The organism is Streptomyces sp. NPDC102279, assembly GCF_044766365.1.
Lineage (GTDB): Bacteria > Actinomycetota > Actinomycetes > Streptomycetales > Streptomycetaceae > Streptomyces.
Genome location: NZ_JBIWLU010000016.1, coordinates 42126 through 56015, shown reverse-complemented (window position 1 = coordinate 56015; position 13890 = coordinate 42126). Strand labels below are relative to the sequence as shown.

The 13890-nt window shown below is 72.2% G+C and carries 13 protein-coding genes and 3 tRNA genes; 9 read left to right on the top strand and 7 right to left on the bottom strand.

Annotated elements, in window-relative coordinates:
* Positions 1-2 precede the first annotated feature (2 nt).
* From ACIRQH_RS34385 to ACIRQH_RS34375, 3 genes are read right to left on the bottom strand one after another with little or no spacing between them, the layout of a single operon-like run.
* Positions 3-1205, bottom strand: coding sequence for a thiolase family protein (locus ACIRQH_RS34385; protein WP_388934669.1), 1203 nt, complete (start codon positions 1203-1205; stop codon positions 3-5).
* On the bottom strand, positions 1202-1849 hold the full coding sequence (locus tag ACIRQH_RS34380; protein WP_388876808.1) for a CoA transferase subunit B: 648 nt from the start codon (positions 1847-1849) through the stop codon (positions 1202-1204). The genes ACIRQH_RS34385 and ACIRQH_RS34380 overlap by 4 nt, the downstream gene beginning before the upstream one ends.
* Positions 1849-2631: a CoA transferase subunit A gene (locus tag ACIRQH_RS34375; RefSeq protein ID WP_388876811.1), complete on the bottom strand. Its 783-nt coding sequence runs from the start codon at positions 2629-2631 to the stop codon at positions 1849-1851. Before ACIRQH_RS34375 ends, ACIRQH_RS34380 begins: the two co-directional genes overlap by 1 nt.
* A gap of 245 nt (positions 2632-2876) precedes the next feature.
* On the opposite strand from ACIRQH_RS34375, the gene ACIRQH_RS34370 reads away from it, so the two are divergent.
* Positions 2877-3341 carry a MarR family winged helix-turn-helix transcriptional regulator gene (locus ACIRQH_RS34370; protein ID WP_388934675.1) on the top strand — a complete coding sequence of 155 codons (465 nt, stop codon included), beginning with the start codon at positions 2877-2879 and terminating at the stop codon, positions 3339-3341.
* Between the two features lie 21 nt (positions 3342-3362).
* Here the strand turns inward: ACIRQH_RS34370 and ACIRQH_RS34365 are convergent, their stop codons facing one another.
* Together ACIRQH_RS34365 and ACIRQH_RS34360 are read right to left on the bottom strand one after the other, a co-directional pair.
* On the bottom strand, positions 3363-4358 hold the full coding sequence (locus tag ACIRQH_RS34365) for a DUF3048 domain-containing protein (protein WP_358820738.1): 996 nt from the start codon (positions 4356-4358) through the stop codon (positions 3363-3365).
* Positions 4359-4525: 167 nt separating this feature from the next.
* Entirely contained in the window at positions 4526-5596 is a 1071-nt protein-coding gene (locus ACIRQH_RS34360) for an ATP-dependent DNA ligase (RefSeq protein WP_388876815.1), read from the bottom strand.
* 74 nt (positions 5597-5670) lie between these two features.
* Between ACIRQH_RS34360 and ligD the strand changes: the two genes are divergently transcribed.
* Together ligD and ACIRQH_RS34350 are read left to right on the top strand one after the other, a co-directional pair.
* Positions 5671-6702, top strand: a complete 1032-nt coding sequence (gene ligD, locus ACIRQH_RS34355; protein WP_358820736.1) for a non-homologous end-joining DNA ligase — start codon at positions 5671-5673, stop codon at positions 6700-6702.
* Between the two features lie 160 nt (positions 6703-6862).
* The gene (locus tag ACIRQH_RS34350; protein ID WP_358820735.1) at positions 6863-7897 is read left to right on the top strand and encodes a LacI family DNA-binding transcriptional regulator; all 1035 of its coding nucleotides are present in this window, start codon (positions 6863-6865) and stop codon (positions 7895-7897) included.
* Between the two features lie 315 nt (positions 7898-8212).
* Here the strand turns inward: ACIRQH_RS34350 and ACIRQH_RS34345 are convergent, their stop codons facing one another.
* Positions 8213-9004 (bottom strand): VOC family protein, encoded by a 792-nt coding sequence (locus tag ACIRQH_RS34345; protein WP_358820754.1) that lies wholly within the window; start codon positions 9002-9004, stop codon positions 8213-8215.
* Between the two features lie 272 nt (positions 9005-9276).
* Here ACIRQH_RS34345 and ACIRQH_RS34340 point away from each other — a divergent pair, with 272 nt between their 5' ends.
* The 6 genes from ACIRQH_RS34340 (at position 9277) to ACIRQH_RS34315 (ending at position 12769) form a co-directional block, all read left to right on the top strand.
* Positions 9277-9522, top strand: a complete 246-nt coding sequence (locus tag ACIRQH_RS34340) for a WhiB family transcriptional regulator (protein WP_179165336.1) — start codon at positions 9277-9279, stop codon at positions 9520-9522.
* An 89-nt stretch (positions 9523-9611) separates the two neighbouring features.
* Positions 9612-9683: transfer RNA gene (locus ACIRQH_RS34335), tRNA-Gly, on the top strand.
* A gap of 6 nt (positions 9684-9689) precedes the next feature.
* Positions 9690-9761: transfer RNA gene (locus ACIRQH_RS34330), tRNA-Glu, on the top strand.
* Positions 9762-9854: 93 nt separating this feature from the next.
* Positions 9855-11312 (top strand): SDR family NAD(P)-dependent oxidoreductase, encoded by a 1458-nt coding sequence (locus ACIRQH_RS34325; protein ID WP_404228743.1) that lies wholly within the window; start codon positions 9855-9857, stop codon positions 11310-11312.
* Entirely contained in the window at positions 11306-12562 is a 1257-nt protein-coding gene (locus ACIRQH_RS34320) for a ribonuclease inhibitor (protein WP_404228740.1), read from the top strand. Before ACIRQH_RS34325 ends, ACIRQH_RS34320 begins: the two co-directional genes overlap by 7 nt.
* A 131-nt stretch (positions 12563-12693) precedes the next feature.
* Positions 12694-12769 (top strand) — tRNA-Trp (locus ACIRQH_RS34315).
* Positions 12770-12864: 95 nt separating this feature from the next.
* Here ACIRQH_RS34315 and ACIRQH_RS34310 read toward each other — a convergent pair.
* The gene (locus tag ACIRQH_RS34310; protein ID WP_358820732.1) at positions 12865-13842 is read right to left on the bottom strand and encodes an acyl-ACP desaturase; all 978 of its coding nucleotides are present in this window, start codon (positions 13840-13842) and stop codon (positions 12865-12867) included.
* Positions 13843-13890: the final 48 nt, after the last annotated feature.

Below are 13890 nucleotides of genomic sequence, written 5' to 3'. Positions count from 1 at the left end.
TCCTAGCGTTCGAGGACGAGGGCGAGGCCCTGGCCCACGCCGATGCAGAGGGTGGCGACACCGACACCACCGCCCGCGCGGGCGAGTTGGTGGGCGACGGTGCCGGCGAGGCGGGCGCCGGAGGCGCCGAGGGGGTGACCGAGGGCGATGGCGCCGCCCTGCGGGTTGAGGACGGCGGGGTCGAACTCGGGCCATTCCGCGAGGCATCCGAGCACCTGCGCGGCGAACGCCTCGTTCAGCTCCAGAATCGACAGGTCGGCAAATCGCCTTCCTGCCTTGGCGAGCGCACGGTGCACGGCTTCGACGGGGGCGAGTCCGAAGTACTGCGGCTCGATCGCCGAGACGCCGGTCGAGCGGACCCGGGCGAGGGGTTCGCGACCGGTGGCCGCGAGCCCTTCCTCGTCGGCCAGCAGCAGGGCGGCGGCGCCGTCGTTGAGGGGCGAGGCGTTCGCGGCGGTCACCGTGCCGTGCTCCGGGCGGAAGGACGGCTTGAGGCGGGCCATGGCGTCGAGGGACGCGTCCGCGCGCACGCACTCGTCGGCGCCGAACACGACCGGGTCGCCCTTGCGCGCCGGGAGGGTCAGCGGGGCGATCTCCGTGTCGAACAGGCCCTCGCGCCGGGCCTGTTCCGCCTTGCGATGGCTGGCGAGGGCGAACTCGTCCTGCCGCTCACGCGTGATCTCGTGCTTGTCGGCGATGAGTTCGGCGGACTCCCCGAGAGGAATGGTCCACTGCGGGTCCATCCGCGAGTTGACCATGCGCCAGCCGAGCGTGGTGGAGTACATCTCGGTGTGCCCGGCGGGGAACGCGCGGTCGCTCTTGGGCAGGACGTAGGGCGCGCGGGTCATCGACTCGACGCCGCCGGCCAGGACGATGGAGGCGTCGCCGACGGCGACGGCGCGGGCGGCCTGTACGACGGCTTCAAGGCCGGAGGCGCAGAGCCGGTTGACCGTCACGCCCGGCACGGAGGTGGGCAGTCCGGCGAGGAGCGCGGCCATCCGGCCGACGTTGCGGTTCTCCTCGCCCGCTCCGTTGGCGTTGCCGAAGTACACGTCCTCGATCCGCGCGGGATCCAGGTCCGGGGTGCGGGCGAGGAGTTCACTGATGGCGTGGGCCGCCAGGTCGTCCGGCCGCACCCCGGCCAGCGAACCGCCGTACCGGCCGATCGGTGTCCGTACGGCGTCGACGACGTAGACGTCCTTCACGACGGGATCTCCTCTGTGACGCGGACTTCCGCGGCGGTCTTCGCGGCGATCTCCTCGACCGTGACACCGGGGGCGGTCTCCACCAGCACCAGTCCTTCCCCGGTGACGTCGAGGACGCCGAGGTCCGTGATGATCCGGTCCACGCACGCCTTCCCGGTGAGCGGAAGCTCGCACTCCCGCAGGATCTTCGGTGAACCGTCCTTCGCGGTGTGGGTCATCACCACGATGACCGTGCGGGCGCCGTGGACCAGGTCCATCGCGCCGCCGATGCCGGTGATCAGTTTTCCGGGGACGGCCCAGTTGGCGAGGTCACCGCCGGCCGAGACCTGCATCGCGCCGAGCACGGCCACGTCGATGTGACCGCCGCGGATCATGCCGAAGGACAGCGCGGAGTCGAAGTACGCGGCACCGGGCAGGACCGTGACGGTCTCCTTGCCGGCGTTGATCAGGTCGGGGTCGACCTGGTCCTCGGCGGGGTAGGGGCCGGTGCCCAGGATGCCGTTCTCCGACTCCAGGATCACCTCGACGCCCGGGGGGAGGTGGTTGGGGATCAGCGTCGGCAGGCCGATGCCGAGGTTCACGTACTGTCCGTCGGCGAGTTCGCGCGCGGCGCGGGCCGCCATCTCTTCCCTGCTCCAGGCCATCAGCCGCTCACCCTTCCGTCGGCGGCGGGCGCCGAGACCGTCCGCTTCTCGATCATCTTGGCGTTCGCCTGCGCGGGGGAGAGCGCCACGACCCGCTGCACGAAGATGCCCGGCAGATGCACCGCGTCCGGGTCGATCGCACCCGGCTCGACCAGCTCCTCGACCTCGGCGATCGTCACCCGGCCGGCCATCGCCGCGAGCGGGTTGAAGTTCCGCGAGGACTTGTTGAAGACGAGGTTGCCGTGCCGGTCGCCCTTCGCGGCGCGGACCAGCGCGAAGTCGGTGCGGATGCCGCGCTCCAGTACGTACGGGGTGCCGTCGAAGTCGCGCACCTCCTTCGGCGGGGAGGCCAGCGTGACGCCCCCCGCGCCGTCGTACCGCCAGGGCAGGCCGCCCTCGGCGACCTGGGTGCCGACCCCGGCGGGTGTGTAGAAGGCGGGGATCCCGGCGCCGCCCGCGCGCAGCCGCTCGGCGAGCGTGCCCTGCGGGATCATCTCGACCTCCAGCTCGCCCGCCAGGTACTGCCGCGCGAACTCCTTGTTCGCCCCGATGTAGGAGCCCGTGACGCGGGCGATCCGTCCCGCGGCCAGCAGGACCGCGAGCCCGGACTCCATGGCTCCGCAGTTGTTGGAGACCACGCCGAGCTCCCGGACCCCGCGCTCGTGGAGCGCCTCGATCAGCACGTTCGGCACACCGCTGAGGCCGAAGCCGCCGACCGCGAGTGTCGCGCCGTCCGGCACATCGGCCACCGCCTCCAGCGCCGTGGCGACCACCTTGTCCATCCGACAGGCCCCATCTCTCCCGAGCGCCCGGTCCCTCAATTACTCAGGGCACTGATTATTTCTTCGAGGTTTCCCACACGCTGCCACCGTGGCTCCCGAACGTCAATACCGGGCGTGAAGGACCTGCTGTGACGCGGTCGCGGGGTGGGACGGTCGACGGACGGACGGGTATCGTTCAGTACACAGACGATTTCGTACCTGGTGGCGCGTGGCCGGAAGCGCGTCCGGGAACCCGAGGAGCGCACATGGCCGCGGTGGACCTCTCCACCCACCCCGGGCACCTGGCCCGGCGACTCCAGCAGGCCCACTACCTGCTGTGGAACACGATGGTCTCCGAGGAGATCACCTCGCCCCAGTTCGCTGTCCTGAACGCGCTGGTCGCCGAGCCCGGCCTCGATCAGCGCACGGTGGGGGAGCGGGTCGGGCTCGACCGGTCCACCATCGCCGAGGTCATCAGCCGGCTCGGGCGCCGCGAACTGCTCGACAAGGTGCGCGATCCGCAGGACGGCCGGCGCTTCCAGCTCCGGCTCACCGACGAGGGGCTGCGCACCCACCGCAAGCTGACCGTGCGCACCGCGCGGATGAACCAGGTCTTCCTCGGCCCGCTCTCCGCCGAGGAGCAGACCCTCTTCTTCGGCCTCATCCAGCGGGTCTCGGACGCCGCCGAGGGGCTCCGCAACCCCGCGGAACCCCTCGGCGTCCGGCAGTAGCGACCGGCCCGCCGTCCGCGCTCACGCCTTGGCGAGGACGACCCAGACCTGTCCGCGGGCGAAGTTCATCGGCGCGCCGTCCGGCGTCGTGAACTCCGTCCCGTGCGACGCGTCGGACCGCTTCCAGTCGGCGTCGTAGGCGCGGCCGTCGCGCAGCACCGTCGCGGTGCCCGAACCGACCGACTCGGTGTACGGCGTGTTGTTGCCGAGGACGTCGTGGTACTGGGACGTGCGCACCTTGACGTGCTGGATGACCACCGTCGCCGGCGCGACCGACGTGCCCTCCGTGGTGACGGTCGGCGTGCCGTCCATGGCCACCGTCCAGCGCCCCCGCTCGGCGGACCAGGTGAAGGTGAACCGGGCCGACGGGAACCGCACCGTACGGGAGGTCTCCGGGGTCCCTCCGTCGGGCGCCGGGCCGAAGCGGAAGCCCGTGCTCAGCGCGGCGTCGCCCGGCGCGTCCCCGACGAGCCGCTGCGGGCGCAGATAGAGGTTGTGCGGCGCGGCCTTGTCGTTGCCCCGGAACCAGGCGTCCGGCACCTTCCCCGGGAGCTGTGGGTGCAGCGGCGCCTTGTCGATCAGCGGCAGCAGTTTGTGCTGGGCCCCCGAGAAGGCGAGCGTCGGCTCGTCGAACTGCCTCAGCAGCTCCAGATCCGACTCACGGGCGCTGCGCACCGGGCCGACGGCCTTCGGGAAGGTGCTCGCGAACACCGCCATCAGCCGGCTCAGACCGCCCTCGACCTGCTCCGCGTACACCACGTCCGCCGCGTCGAGGCCGGTCTGCGGACGGGCCGCGGCCACGTTGTCGATCTTCACCGCGAGCACCGAGCCGGTGCTCGCGGAGGCGCTCGCACTGTCGCTCGGGCTGGGGCTCGGCACCCGGGCCCTGCCGTCGTCGGTCGGGCTGCCGCCCCTGCCGTCCCCCGCGGTGCAACCCGCCATCAGGGAGCCCGTCACCGTGACCGCCAGCAGCGCCGCCGTCCACGCGCCGCGCCGCGTCCGCACCATCTTTCGCATGCCCACCGTGCCACCCGTCTCGTGCCATCGATTGTGCGTTCATCAGTTCATCGGTGGCCATACCCGATCGTTTCTGATTGCGCGCGTCGACTGGGCCGATCGGCTCAGCGAGATGATCGGAGGAGAGTGAAACGGAACCGCGGAGGCCGCCGTTCCACCCCTCGCGGTCAGTCCTGCGGCCCGAGGATCTCCGCCAGGTCGTAGCCCACCGGCTCCTCCAGTTGCCCGTACGTGCAGCTCTCCGCGGTCCGGTCCGGGCGCCATCGGCGGAACCGGGCGGTGTGCCGGAACCGGGCGCCGTTCTCCATGTGGTCGTACGCCACCTCCGCCACACGCTCGGGCCTGATCGGCACCCACGACAGGTCCTTCTTCGCCGACCACCTGCTCGGCGCGCCCGGCAGCCGCGCCGACTCGTGCGCGGACTCCTCGGCCCAGGCCGCCCACGGATGCTCCGAAGCGTCCTCCAGACGCAGCGGCTCCAGCTCCTCCACCAGCTCCGCGCGCCGCTTCATCGTGAACGCGGCGCTCACCCCGACGTGCTGGAGCGTGCCCCGGTCGTCGTGGAGGCCGAGCAGCAGCGACCCGATGACCGGCCCGCTCTTGTGGAAGCGGTACCCGGCGACGACGACATCCGCCGTCCGCTCGTGCTTGATCTTGAACATGGCCCGCTCGTCCCGCAGGTACGGCAGCGTGAGCGGCTTGGCGACCACCCCGTCGAGACCCGCGCCCTCGTACTGCTCGAACCACCGCTGCGCCACCTCGCGGTCCGTGGTGGCCGGCGCCAGGTGCACCGGCGCGGTCACCCCGGCCAGGGCCGTCACCAGCAGCGCGCGCCGGTCGCCCAGCGGGACGTCGAGGAGCGACTCGTCGGCCAGCGCCAGCAGGTCGAACGCCACGAAGGAGGCCGGGGTCCGCTCGGCGAGTGTCCGGACCCGCGAGTCCGCCGGGTGGATCCGCTCCGTGAGCGCGTCGAAGTCGAGCCGGCCGTCCCGGGCGATCACGATCTCGCCGTCCATCACACAGCGCTCCGGCAACCGATCGAGCAGCGCCTCGACCAGCTCCGGAAAGTACCTGGTCAGCGGCTTGCCCGTGCGGCTCCCGATCTCCAGCTCCGCGCCGTCCCGGTAGACGATGGCCCGGAAACCGTCCCACTTGGCCTCGTAGTGCATGTCCGGCGGGATCTTCGCCACGGACTTGGCGAGCATCGGCTTCACGGGCGGCATCACCGGCAGGTCCATGCTCCGATTCTCCGCGCAACCACGGGCATCCGCCCGGTGTGCGGGGCTACGGCGCTGCGCCTACCGTGGCTCGCATGGGCGATGCGGTGGAACTCGAGGCAGCCGGCAGGACCGTACGTCTGTCCAGTCCCGGCAAGATCTTCTTCCCGGAGCGCGGCTTCACGAAGCTGGACCTCGCCCAGTACTACCTGGCCGTCGGCGACGGCATCCTGCGCGCCCTGCGCAACCGCCCCACCACACTGGAGCGCTACCCCGACGGCGTGGCCGGCGAGTCCTTCTTCCAGAAGCGGGCGCCCAAGAACATGCCCGACTGGATCCCCACCGCCCACATCACCTTCCCCAGCGGGCGCAGCGCCGACGAGATGTGCCCCACCGAGCCGGCCGCCGTGCTGTGGGCCGCGCAGTTCGGCACGCTCACCTTCCACCCGTGGCCGGTGCGCCGCGACGACGTCGACCGGCCCGACGAACTCCGTATCGACCTCGACCCGCAGCCCGGCACCGACTACGCGGACGCGGTCCGCGCCGCCCACGAGCTGCGTCAGGTGCTCCACGAGTACGGCGACCTGCGTGGCTGGCCCAAGACCTCCGGGGGTCGCGGCCTGCACGTCTTCGTACCGATCCAGCCGCGCTGGACCTTCACGCAGGTACGCCGGGCCGCCATCGCCGTCGGACGCGAACTCGAACGCCGGATGCCCGATCAGGTCACCACCGCCTGGTGGAAGGAGGAGCGGGGCGAGAAGATCTTCGTGGACTACAACCAGACCGCGCGGGACCGCACCATCGCCTCCGCCTACTCCGTACGCCCCCGGCCGCACGCCCCCGTCTCCGCGCCGCTGCGCTGGGACGAGGTGGACGACGCCCGGCCGCGGGACTTCGACCTGGCGACGATGCCGGCCCGCTTCGCCGAACTCGGCGACGTGCACGCCGACATGGACGACCACGCCTTCTCGTTGGAAGCCCTGCTGGAACTCGCCAGCCGTGACGAACACGACCACGGACTCGGTGATCTCCCGTATCCGCCCGAGTACCCGAAGATGCCGGGCGAGCCCAAGCGGGTCCAGCCGAGCCGGGCCAGGCACGAGGACGCGGAACCGCCGGACGCCTGAGCGACCGCCCCATCACCGCGATCGGCCCGACGGCCCGGCGACCGCTTCGGCCGGCGCGTCGGAACGGCCGCCCCGCACACCGGGGTTCGCACTGGTCCGCACGACACCCCCTGCTACGGCGCGGTTATCCTGATCCGCATCCGCCGAGGAGGTGCCCTGCATGACCGAGACCGTGTCGCGCCCCACGCTGGAGGCCGTGGCCGCGCGGGCCGGGGTCTCCCGGGCCACCGTGTCCCGCGTGGTGAACGGCGGCGACGGGGTGCGCGAGCCGCTCGCGGAGCGGGTACGCCGAGCCGTCGAGGAACTCGGCTACGTGCCGAACCAGGCCGCGCGCAGCCTGGTCACCCGCCGCCACGACGCCGTCGCCGTCGTGATCGCCGAACCGGAGACCCGGGTCTTCGCCGACCCCTTCTTCGCCCACCAACTCCGCGGCATCAGCAAGGAACTGACGGCGCACGACTCCCAACTCGTGCTGCTGCTCACGGAGGGCCGCGACGACCACGCGCGCGTCGCCCGCTATCTCGCCGGCGGTCACGTCGACGGAGCGCTCGTCTTCTCGCTGCACCTCGACGACCCGCTGCCCGGCCTGATCCACGGCGCGGGCGTGCCCACCGTGTTCGGCGGCCGGCCCGACTGGGGCGAGAGCGACCGCGAGTCGGTGTACGTCGACTGCGACAACCGGGGCGGTGCCCGGGAGGCCGTGCGCCACCTCATCGGCCTCGGACGTACCCGCATCGCCCACATCACCGGTGCCCTCGACCAGACCTCCGCGGTCGACCGCCTCGACGGCTTCCGGGACGTCGTGGGCGATGTGGACCCGGCACTCGTGGCGCAGGGTGACTTCACACCTTCCGGCGGCGAACGCGCGATGCGGGAACTCCTGGAGCGCCGCCCGGACGTGGACGCCGTGTTCGTGGCGAACGACCTGTCGGCCCTCGGCGTGCTGCGCGTCCTGCGCGAGGCCGGGCGGCGGGTCCCCGAGGACGTCGCCGTGATCGGCTTCGACGACATGCTGCCGATCGCCGAGCAGACCGACCCGCCGCTCACGACGATCCGTCAGGACATAGAGGAGATGGGCCGGTTGATGGCCCGGCTGCTGATTCGCGGCCTGGAGGGCGGGGCGGGGGCGGCCGCCGATCCCGAACGCTCCGGTGTCGTCCTGCCGACGACCGTGGTGGTCCGGGGCTCGGCGTAGCCCTCGGGCGGCAGCCTTCAGGTGTCGGAGTCCGAGTGCCGGGACCCGGGCGGGATCATCCAGCGGCGGAATCGGGTGAGTTGCTCGCGGCCGCGAGTGCCAGGGGACGCGGCTCGGTCCGGGCGGCGCCGCCGCGCGTGACCCTCCGCAGGGGTGAGCCCGTGCCGGACGGACCCGACAGGATCCGATGGGACGGACCCGGCGGGCCGGGCCCCGGATCCTGGAAGCGTCCGGACGCGGAAGGGCCGGCGCCCACCGCGGCGGCACCTTCCGCGGTGCCGCGACCGGGGGTGTCCGGCCCCTCCGGCCGGAGGATCAGCTCTGCTGCTGCGCGCTCTTGATCACCGCGAAGCGTGCCCCGTACGGATCGGTGAGCTTGGCGGCCCGGCCGACGCCCTCCATGTCCGTCGCGGGCATCCGCACAGCGCCGCCGAGTTCCTGGGCCTTCGCGACCACGGCGTCCGTGTCGGAGACCTCGATGTACGGCAGCCAGTACGCCCCGGAGGCGGACTCGACCGGGTCGTCGGCGAGCGGGACCATGCCGCCGAACATGTCCTCCGCCTCCGCACCGGCGGGATTGATGCAGGTGTAGACGCCGCCGGGGAACGGGACCGCTGATGTCTCCCAGCCGAACACCGCGTTGTAGAACGCGGCGGCCGCCGCGATGTCCGGGGTGTACAACTCGACCCAGCACAGCGAGCCCGGTTCCGTGGCGAGGCCCAGGCCCTTCGTCCGGGCCGGCTGCCAGATACCGAAGGGCACGCCCGCCTGGTCGGCGAGCATCGCCAGGTGGCCCTCGCCCATCACATCCATGGGCGGCATCAGCACGGCGCCCTTCGCCTGCTCTACCGCCTTGGCCGTGGACTCGGCGTCCGCGCTCTGGAAGTACACGTTCCAGGACGGGGGGCCCTGCTCGGGAGTGGTCTGCATGCCGCCGGCGACGGTCTTCCCGTCGATCTGGAAGAAGCCGTAACCACCGGCGTCGGGCCCCGCCGACCGGAACTGCCAGCCGAACAGGGCTCCGTAGAAGGAGATGGCGCCGTCGATGTCGGATGTGCCTACGTCCAGCCAGTTCGGCGAGCCGTTGACGAAACGGGTGGTGAGCATCATTGCCCTCCTTTGAGGGGTCCCGCTGCCTTTTCCACCGAGTCTTCCACCGCCCACTGACATTCGCGGCCGGGACGCGCACTCCCGTCGCGAGTCCCCCGCGTCGCTACGCTCGGTGCCCGTACGGATCCACGTGGTTCTCGTCGTCCCCCGCGCGCCGCCGTGCTCCAAGCCGTACCGCGGGGGCATCATCGGGGCCGCCGGAGACGTCGGAACGCCGCGTTGATCCCGCGTTGATCGAACGTTTTTCGCGGCGGGGCACCATCCTGAGCATGCCCATGGAAACGATCACTCCGTCCGACATCGCCTGGCAGCAGCAGGCGCTGTGCGCGCAGACGGGGGCGGACTTCTTCTTTCCCGAGCCCGGCAGTTCGGTGCGCGAGGCGAAGCGCATCTGCGGGATGTGCGACATGCGGTCCGCGTGCCTCGACTACGCGCTGAGCAACGACGAACGCTTCGGCGTGTGGGGCGGGCTCTCCGAGAAGGAGCGCCTCGGTCTGCGCCGCGCCCGCGAATGACAGGGCGCCCCGTGCCTTCGGCGCTGCCCGGGGCGCCGGAAAACCCTGAGGTGACCGGCCGGTTGTGAGGTTAGGATCCGGGGGCGCGTCCGGGCGTAGCGCAGAGGCAGGCGCACCGCCTTGCCAAGGCGGACACACCGGTTCGAATCCGGTCGCCCGGATATCGCGGTCCTGTAGAGCAGAGGCAGACTCGCCGCCCTCTCAAGGCGGTCACGCCGGTTCGAATCCGGCCGGGACCACACCGAGCGCGGAGACCGGGCGTCGCGGACGAGCGGCGCCCGCTGTGCACGGGACCGGCGCGCGGAGGCCGGCGGCGAGACGCGGAGCGGAACATGGGTGACGGTGACGGGTTCACCGAGCGGGAGCCGGCCGGCACGGACGCGGACCTGGCGGCCGTCGGCGCGGAACCGACGTGCCCCGAGCCGCGATCGGCGGACACCTGTGGTGAACTCGCGCTCACCGAAGCTGAGTTGGCGGCATTTCACCGCACCGTCGGGAAGCTGCGGGCGCTGTCCGTCGACGACCCGGTGCGGCTGCGCGCCGAGCAGGTCGCCGCGTCCTTCGCCCGTGACGGCCGGGTGCGGCGCCGGAAGACGCGCGGCGCCGAGATCTCGGCGGCCGACGCGGCCGTCATGGCCGCCACCGCGACCGGCGCGCTCGACCGGCGCGAGGACGCGCCCCTCGCCCTCCCCGGAACCGGGGACGAGTCCGGCACGGCGGGCGCCTTCATCACGCCGCGCACCTGCTACGTCTGCAAGGCGCCCTATCGACAGGTCGACTCCTTCTATCACCGGCTCTGTCCCGGATGCGCCGCCGACAACGCCGCCCGACGTGCCCTCTCCACCGACCTGAGCGGCCGCCGCGCGCTGCTCACCGGGGGCCGCGTCAAGATCGGCTTCCAACTGGCCCTGATGCTGTTGCGCGACGGAGCCGAACTCCTCGTCACCAGCCGGTTCCCGCACGACACCGTGCGCCGCTTCCGCGCCGAACCCGGCAGCGAGAAGTGGCTGGACCGGCTGACGGTCCTCGCCGTCGACCTGCGCGACCCCCGGCAGGTCCTCGGGCTGTGCGAGCGGCTGCGGCAGGAGGGGGAGCCGCTGGACATCCTGGTCAACAACGCGGCCCAGACGGTACGGCGGCCCCCGGAGTCGTACGCGCTGCTGGCCGCGGGGGAGCGGCCCGGACTGCCCGAAAGGGCCCGGCAGGCGCCCGGGTTCACGCCGATGCGCGCCCTGGAGGGCGGCGCGTCGGCGCTGCCCGTCCTGTTGCGCGAGGCCGACGAGGCCGGTCTGCTGCCGGACCCCTCCCCGGACAACTCCTGGTCGGCCCGGCTCGGCGCGCTCGACCCGGCCGAGGTCCTGGAGACCCAGCTGGTCAACGCGCTGGCCCCCACGCTCCTCTGCGACCGCCTGCTCCCCCTGCTGCTCGCCTCCGCGCACCCGCGCCGTTACGTCGTCAACGTGACGGCGGTCGAGGGCCGGTTCGCCGTCCGGAACAAGACGGCCGGACACCCGCACACCAACATGGCCAAGGCCGCGCTGAACATGCTCACCCGCACCAGCGCCGCCGAACTCGCCGAGCAGGGCGTGCACATGTGTGCCGTCGACACGGGATGGATCACCGACGAGAACCCCGCGCCGAAGAAGGAGCGGATGGCGGGCGCGGGGTTCCGCACCCCGCTCGACATCATCGACGGGGCCGCCCGGGTCTACGACCCGATCGTGCGGGGTGAGGCAGGCGCGCCCGTCTCCGGGGTGTTCCTCAAGGACTACCGGGAGGCGGCATGGTGAACGGCGGCGAGAGCGGGGCACCGGAGACGGATCACACCGCTCCGGAGGGCGTCCCGGGCGCCCCGGCTCCCGTACGGGAGTTCGCCGGCGTCCCTCCGGTCGTGCCACGTCCGGTGACCGAACTGGCGCCGCTGCTCGCCTGGTTGCGCGACGGCCGTCCGGCCGGTGAGCGGCTGGACTTCACCGCCGGGACCGCGTTGCCCGACGGCAGGCTCGACCTGTGCAAGCAGGATCTCGGACCGCGAGGTGCCGCGCTCGTCGCCGAAGCCCTGTCGGAGCGGACCGAAGGCCCCTCACCGGTACGGCACTTGCTCGTCGGGACGGACGCGCTGGGCGACGAGGGTGCCGCCGCCGTCGCGCGGAGCGCCGACGTCGAGACGCTCTACCTGGGCTGCAACGGCATCACCGCGGGCGGCGCCTGCCGCATCGCCGACAACCTGCGCGCCTCCCCGCACGTCGTCACCGGAGTCTGGCTCAAGCGCAACCCGCTGGGCAGCGGAGGAGGGCGGGCGGCGGCCGAACTCATCGACGTCGCACGCCGGTTGCGCACTCTCGACCTCGTGCAGACAGGGCTCGACGCGACGGGCGCGACGGTCCTCGCCGACGCCCTCCTCGACGCCGCGCGGAACGGCCGGCGTATCGAGCGCCTCTTCGTCGGGGGCAACCCGCTGGGCGCGGACGGCGCGGTGCCCCTGGCCGCCCTCGTCGCGGCAGGCGTGATCGGCGAACTCTACGTCTCCGCCGCCCGGCTGGGGGACCTGGGCGCGCTGTGCCTCGCGACCGCCCTCCGGGAAGCGCCGTACGGCAGCCTCTCGCGGCTCTCCGTCGCGAGCAACGGGATCGGACCCACGGCCGCCGCACGCCTCGTCACGGCTGCGACCGAGGCCGGCGTCACGCTGCTCGACCTCGGCCGGGTCCGCGCGGCCGCCGTGCTCGGCGCGGCCGACAACCGCGTCGACGCCGGGGCCGCCGCGGCCATCGCCGACGCGCTCGCCGGCGCCGAACACCGCCTCACCCACCTCGTCCTCACGCACACCGGCATGCGCAGCCGAGAGGCACACCGCCTCCTCGACACGGCGCCGCGCGCCCGCACGGCCACCCGGTTCGTCCTCGGGCGGTCCATCGCCACCAGCGTCAAGCGCCGCCTCGACGCACTCAGCGCACACCTGCCCGTGCCGACGGTCCCGGCCGACATCACCGCCGTACGCAGCGTGCACCGCACGGCGTCCCGCGAGGACGAACAGGCCTGACCGCACCGGGGATCGGTGGACCCCACCGACGAACACCGTGGTCCGGAAGGGCAGTTGCCCGCATCGCCCGTACGGAGCGTGCCGTCGCCCCGCACCGGCATCGGGGCAGCGCCGTACGCTGGGACGCAAGGGCGGGGTCGTAGCGCAGAGGCAGGCGCGCCGGTCTCCAAAACCGGGACACGCTGGTTCGAATCCAGCCGCCCCGCCCCCTGACACGCGAGAACCCCCGCCTCACGCACCCCGTGCGAGCGGGGGAACGGGACACGGGGGCCGAGCGCGCAACGCCAGGGCCGGCGCGGGACCTACGCGGTCGCGCGGGCCGCCATGCGCGCCTTGCGGGCCGCGAGCTTCGCGTCGAACTTCGACGCCTCGGCGTCGAGGCCACCCATGAAGAAGCCGAGCTCCTCCTGGGCCTGGAGGCCCTCCGGGCCGAGCCCGTCGATGTCGAGCACCTTCAGGTGACGCAGTACCGGCTGCAGTACGTCGTCGTGGTGGATACGCATGTTGTAGACCTCGCCGATGGCCATCTGCGCGGCCATGCGCTCGAAGCCGGGCATGCCGTGTCCGGGCATGCGGAAGTTGACCACGACGTCCCGGACGGCCTGCATGGTCATGTCGGGGGCGAGCTCGAAGGCGGCCTTCAGGAGGTTGCGGTAGAAGACCATGTGCAGGTTCTCGTCGGTCGCGATGCGCGCCAGCATGCGGTCACAGACCGGGTCGCCCGACTGGTGGCCGGTGTTGCGGTGCGAGATGCGGGTCGCCAGCTCCTGGAACGCGACGTACGCGACGGAGTGGAGCATCGAGTGGCGGTTGTCCGACTCGAAGCCCTCGCTCATGTGCTGCATACGGAACGCCTCGAGCTTGTCCGGGTCCACGGCGCGCGAGGCGAGCAGGTAGTCGCGCATCACGATGCCGTGCCGGCCCTCCTCCGCGGTCCAGCGGTGCACCCAGGTGCCCCAGGCGCCGTCGCGGCCGAAGAGGGAGGCGATCTCGTGGTGGTAGCTCGGGAGGTTGTCCTCGGTGAGGAGGTTGACGACCAGCGCGATGCGGCCGATCTCGGTGACCTTGGACTGCTCCTTGTCCCAGGCCTCGCCGTCCTCGAAGAGACCGGGGAAGTTACGGCCGTCGCTGAACGGCACGTACTCGTGCGGCATCCAGTCCTTGGCCACCTTCATGTGGCGGTTGAGTTCCGTCTCGACCACTTCCTCCAACGCGTACAGCAGGCGTGCGTCGGTCCAGGCGGCTGACGGACTGCCGAGGTGAGGGGAAGTGATCGTCACGGTTGCTCCAGAGGGGGACGGGGACTACTACGAGCGGAGAAGCCAACC

Coding starts and splice junctions, on each gene's coding strand:
- ACIRQH_RS34365 (WP_358820738.1), bottom strand. CDS start 4,358: ATGCGAAAGATGGTGCGGACGCGGCGCGGCGCGTGGACGGCGGCGCTG.
- ACIRQH_RS34325 (WP_404228743.1), top strand. CDS start 9,855: ATGGGTGACGGTGACGGGTTCACCGAGCGGGAGCCGGCCGGCACGGAC.
- ACIRQH_RS34360 (WP_388876815.1), bottom strand. CDS start 5,596: ATGGACCTGCCGGTGATGCCGCCCGTGAAGCCGATGCTCGCCAAGTCC.
- ACIRQH_RS34350 (WP_358820735.1), top strand. CDS start 6,863: ATGACCGAGACCGTGTCGCGCCCCACGCTGGAGGCCGTGGCCGCGCGG.
- ACIRQH_RS34345 (WP_358820754.1), bottom strand. CDS start 9,004: ATGCTCACCACCCGTTTCGTCAACGGCTCGCCGAACTGGCTGGACGTA.
- ACIRQH_RS34370 (WP_388934675.1), top strand. CDS start 2,877: ATGGCCGCGGTGGACCTCTCCACCCACCCCGGGCACCTGGCCCGGCGA.
- ACIRQH_RS34375 (WP_388876811.1), bottom strand. CDS start 2,631: ATGGACAAGGTGGTCGCCACGGCGCTGGAGGCGGTGGCCGATGTGCCG.
- ligD (WP_358820736.1), top strand. CDS start 5,671: ATGGGCGATGCGGTGGAACTCGAGGCAGCCGGCAGGACCGTACGTCTG.
- ACIRQH_RS34320 (WP_404228740.1), top strand. CDS start 11,306: ATGGTGAACGGCGGCGAGAGCGGGGCACCGGAGACGGATCACACCGCT.
- ACIRQH_RS34340 (WP_179165336.1), top strand. CDS start 9,277: ATGCCCATGGAAACGATCACTCCGTCCGACATCGCCTGGCAGCAGCAG.
- ACIRQH_RS34380 (WP_388876808.1), bottom strand. CDS start 1,849: ATGGCCTGGAGCAGGGAAGAGATGGCGGCCCGCGCCGCGCGCGAACTC.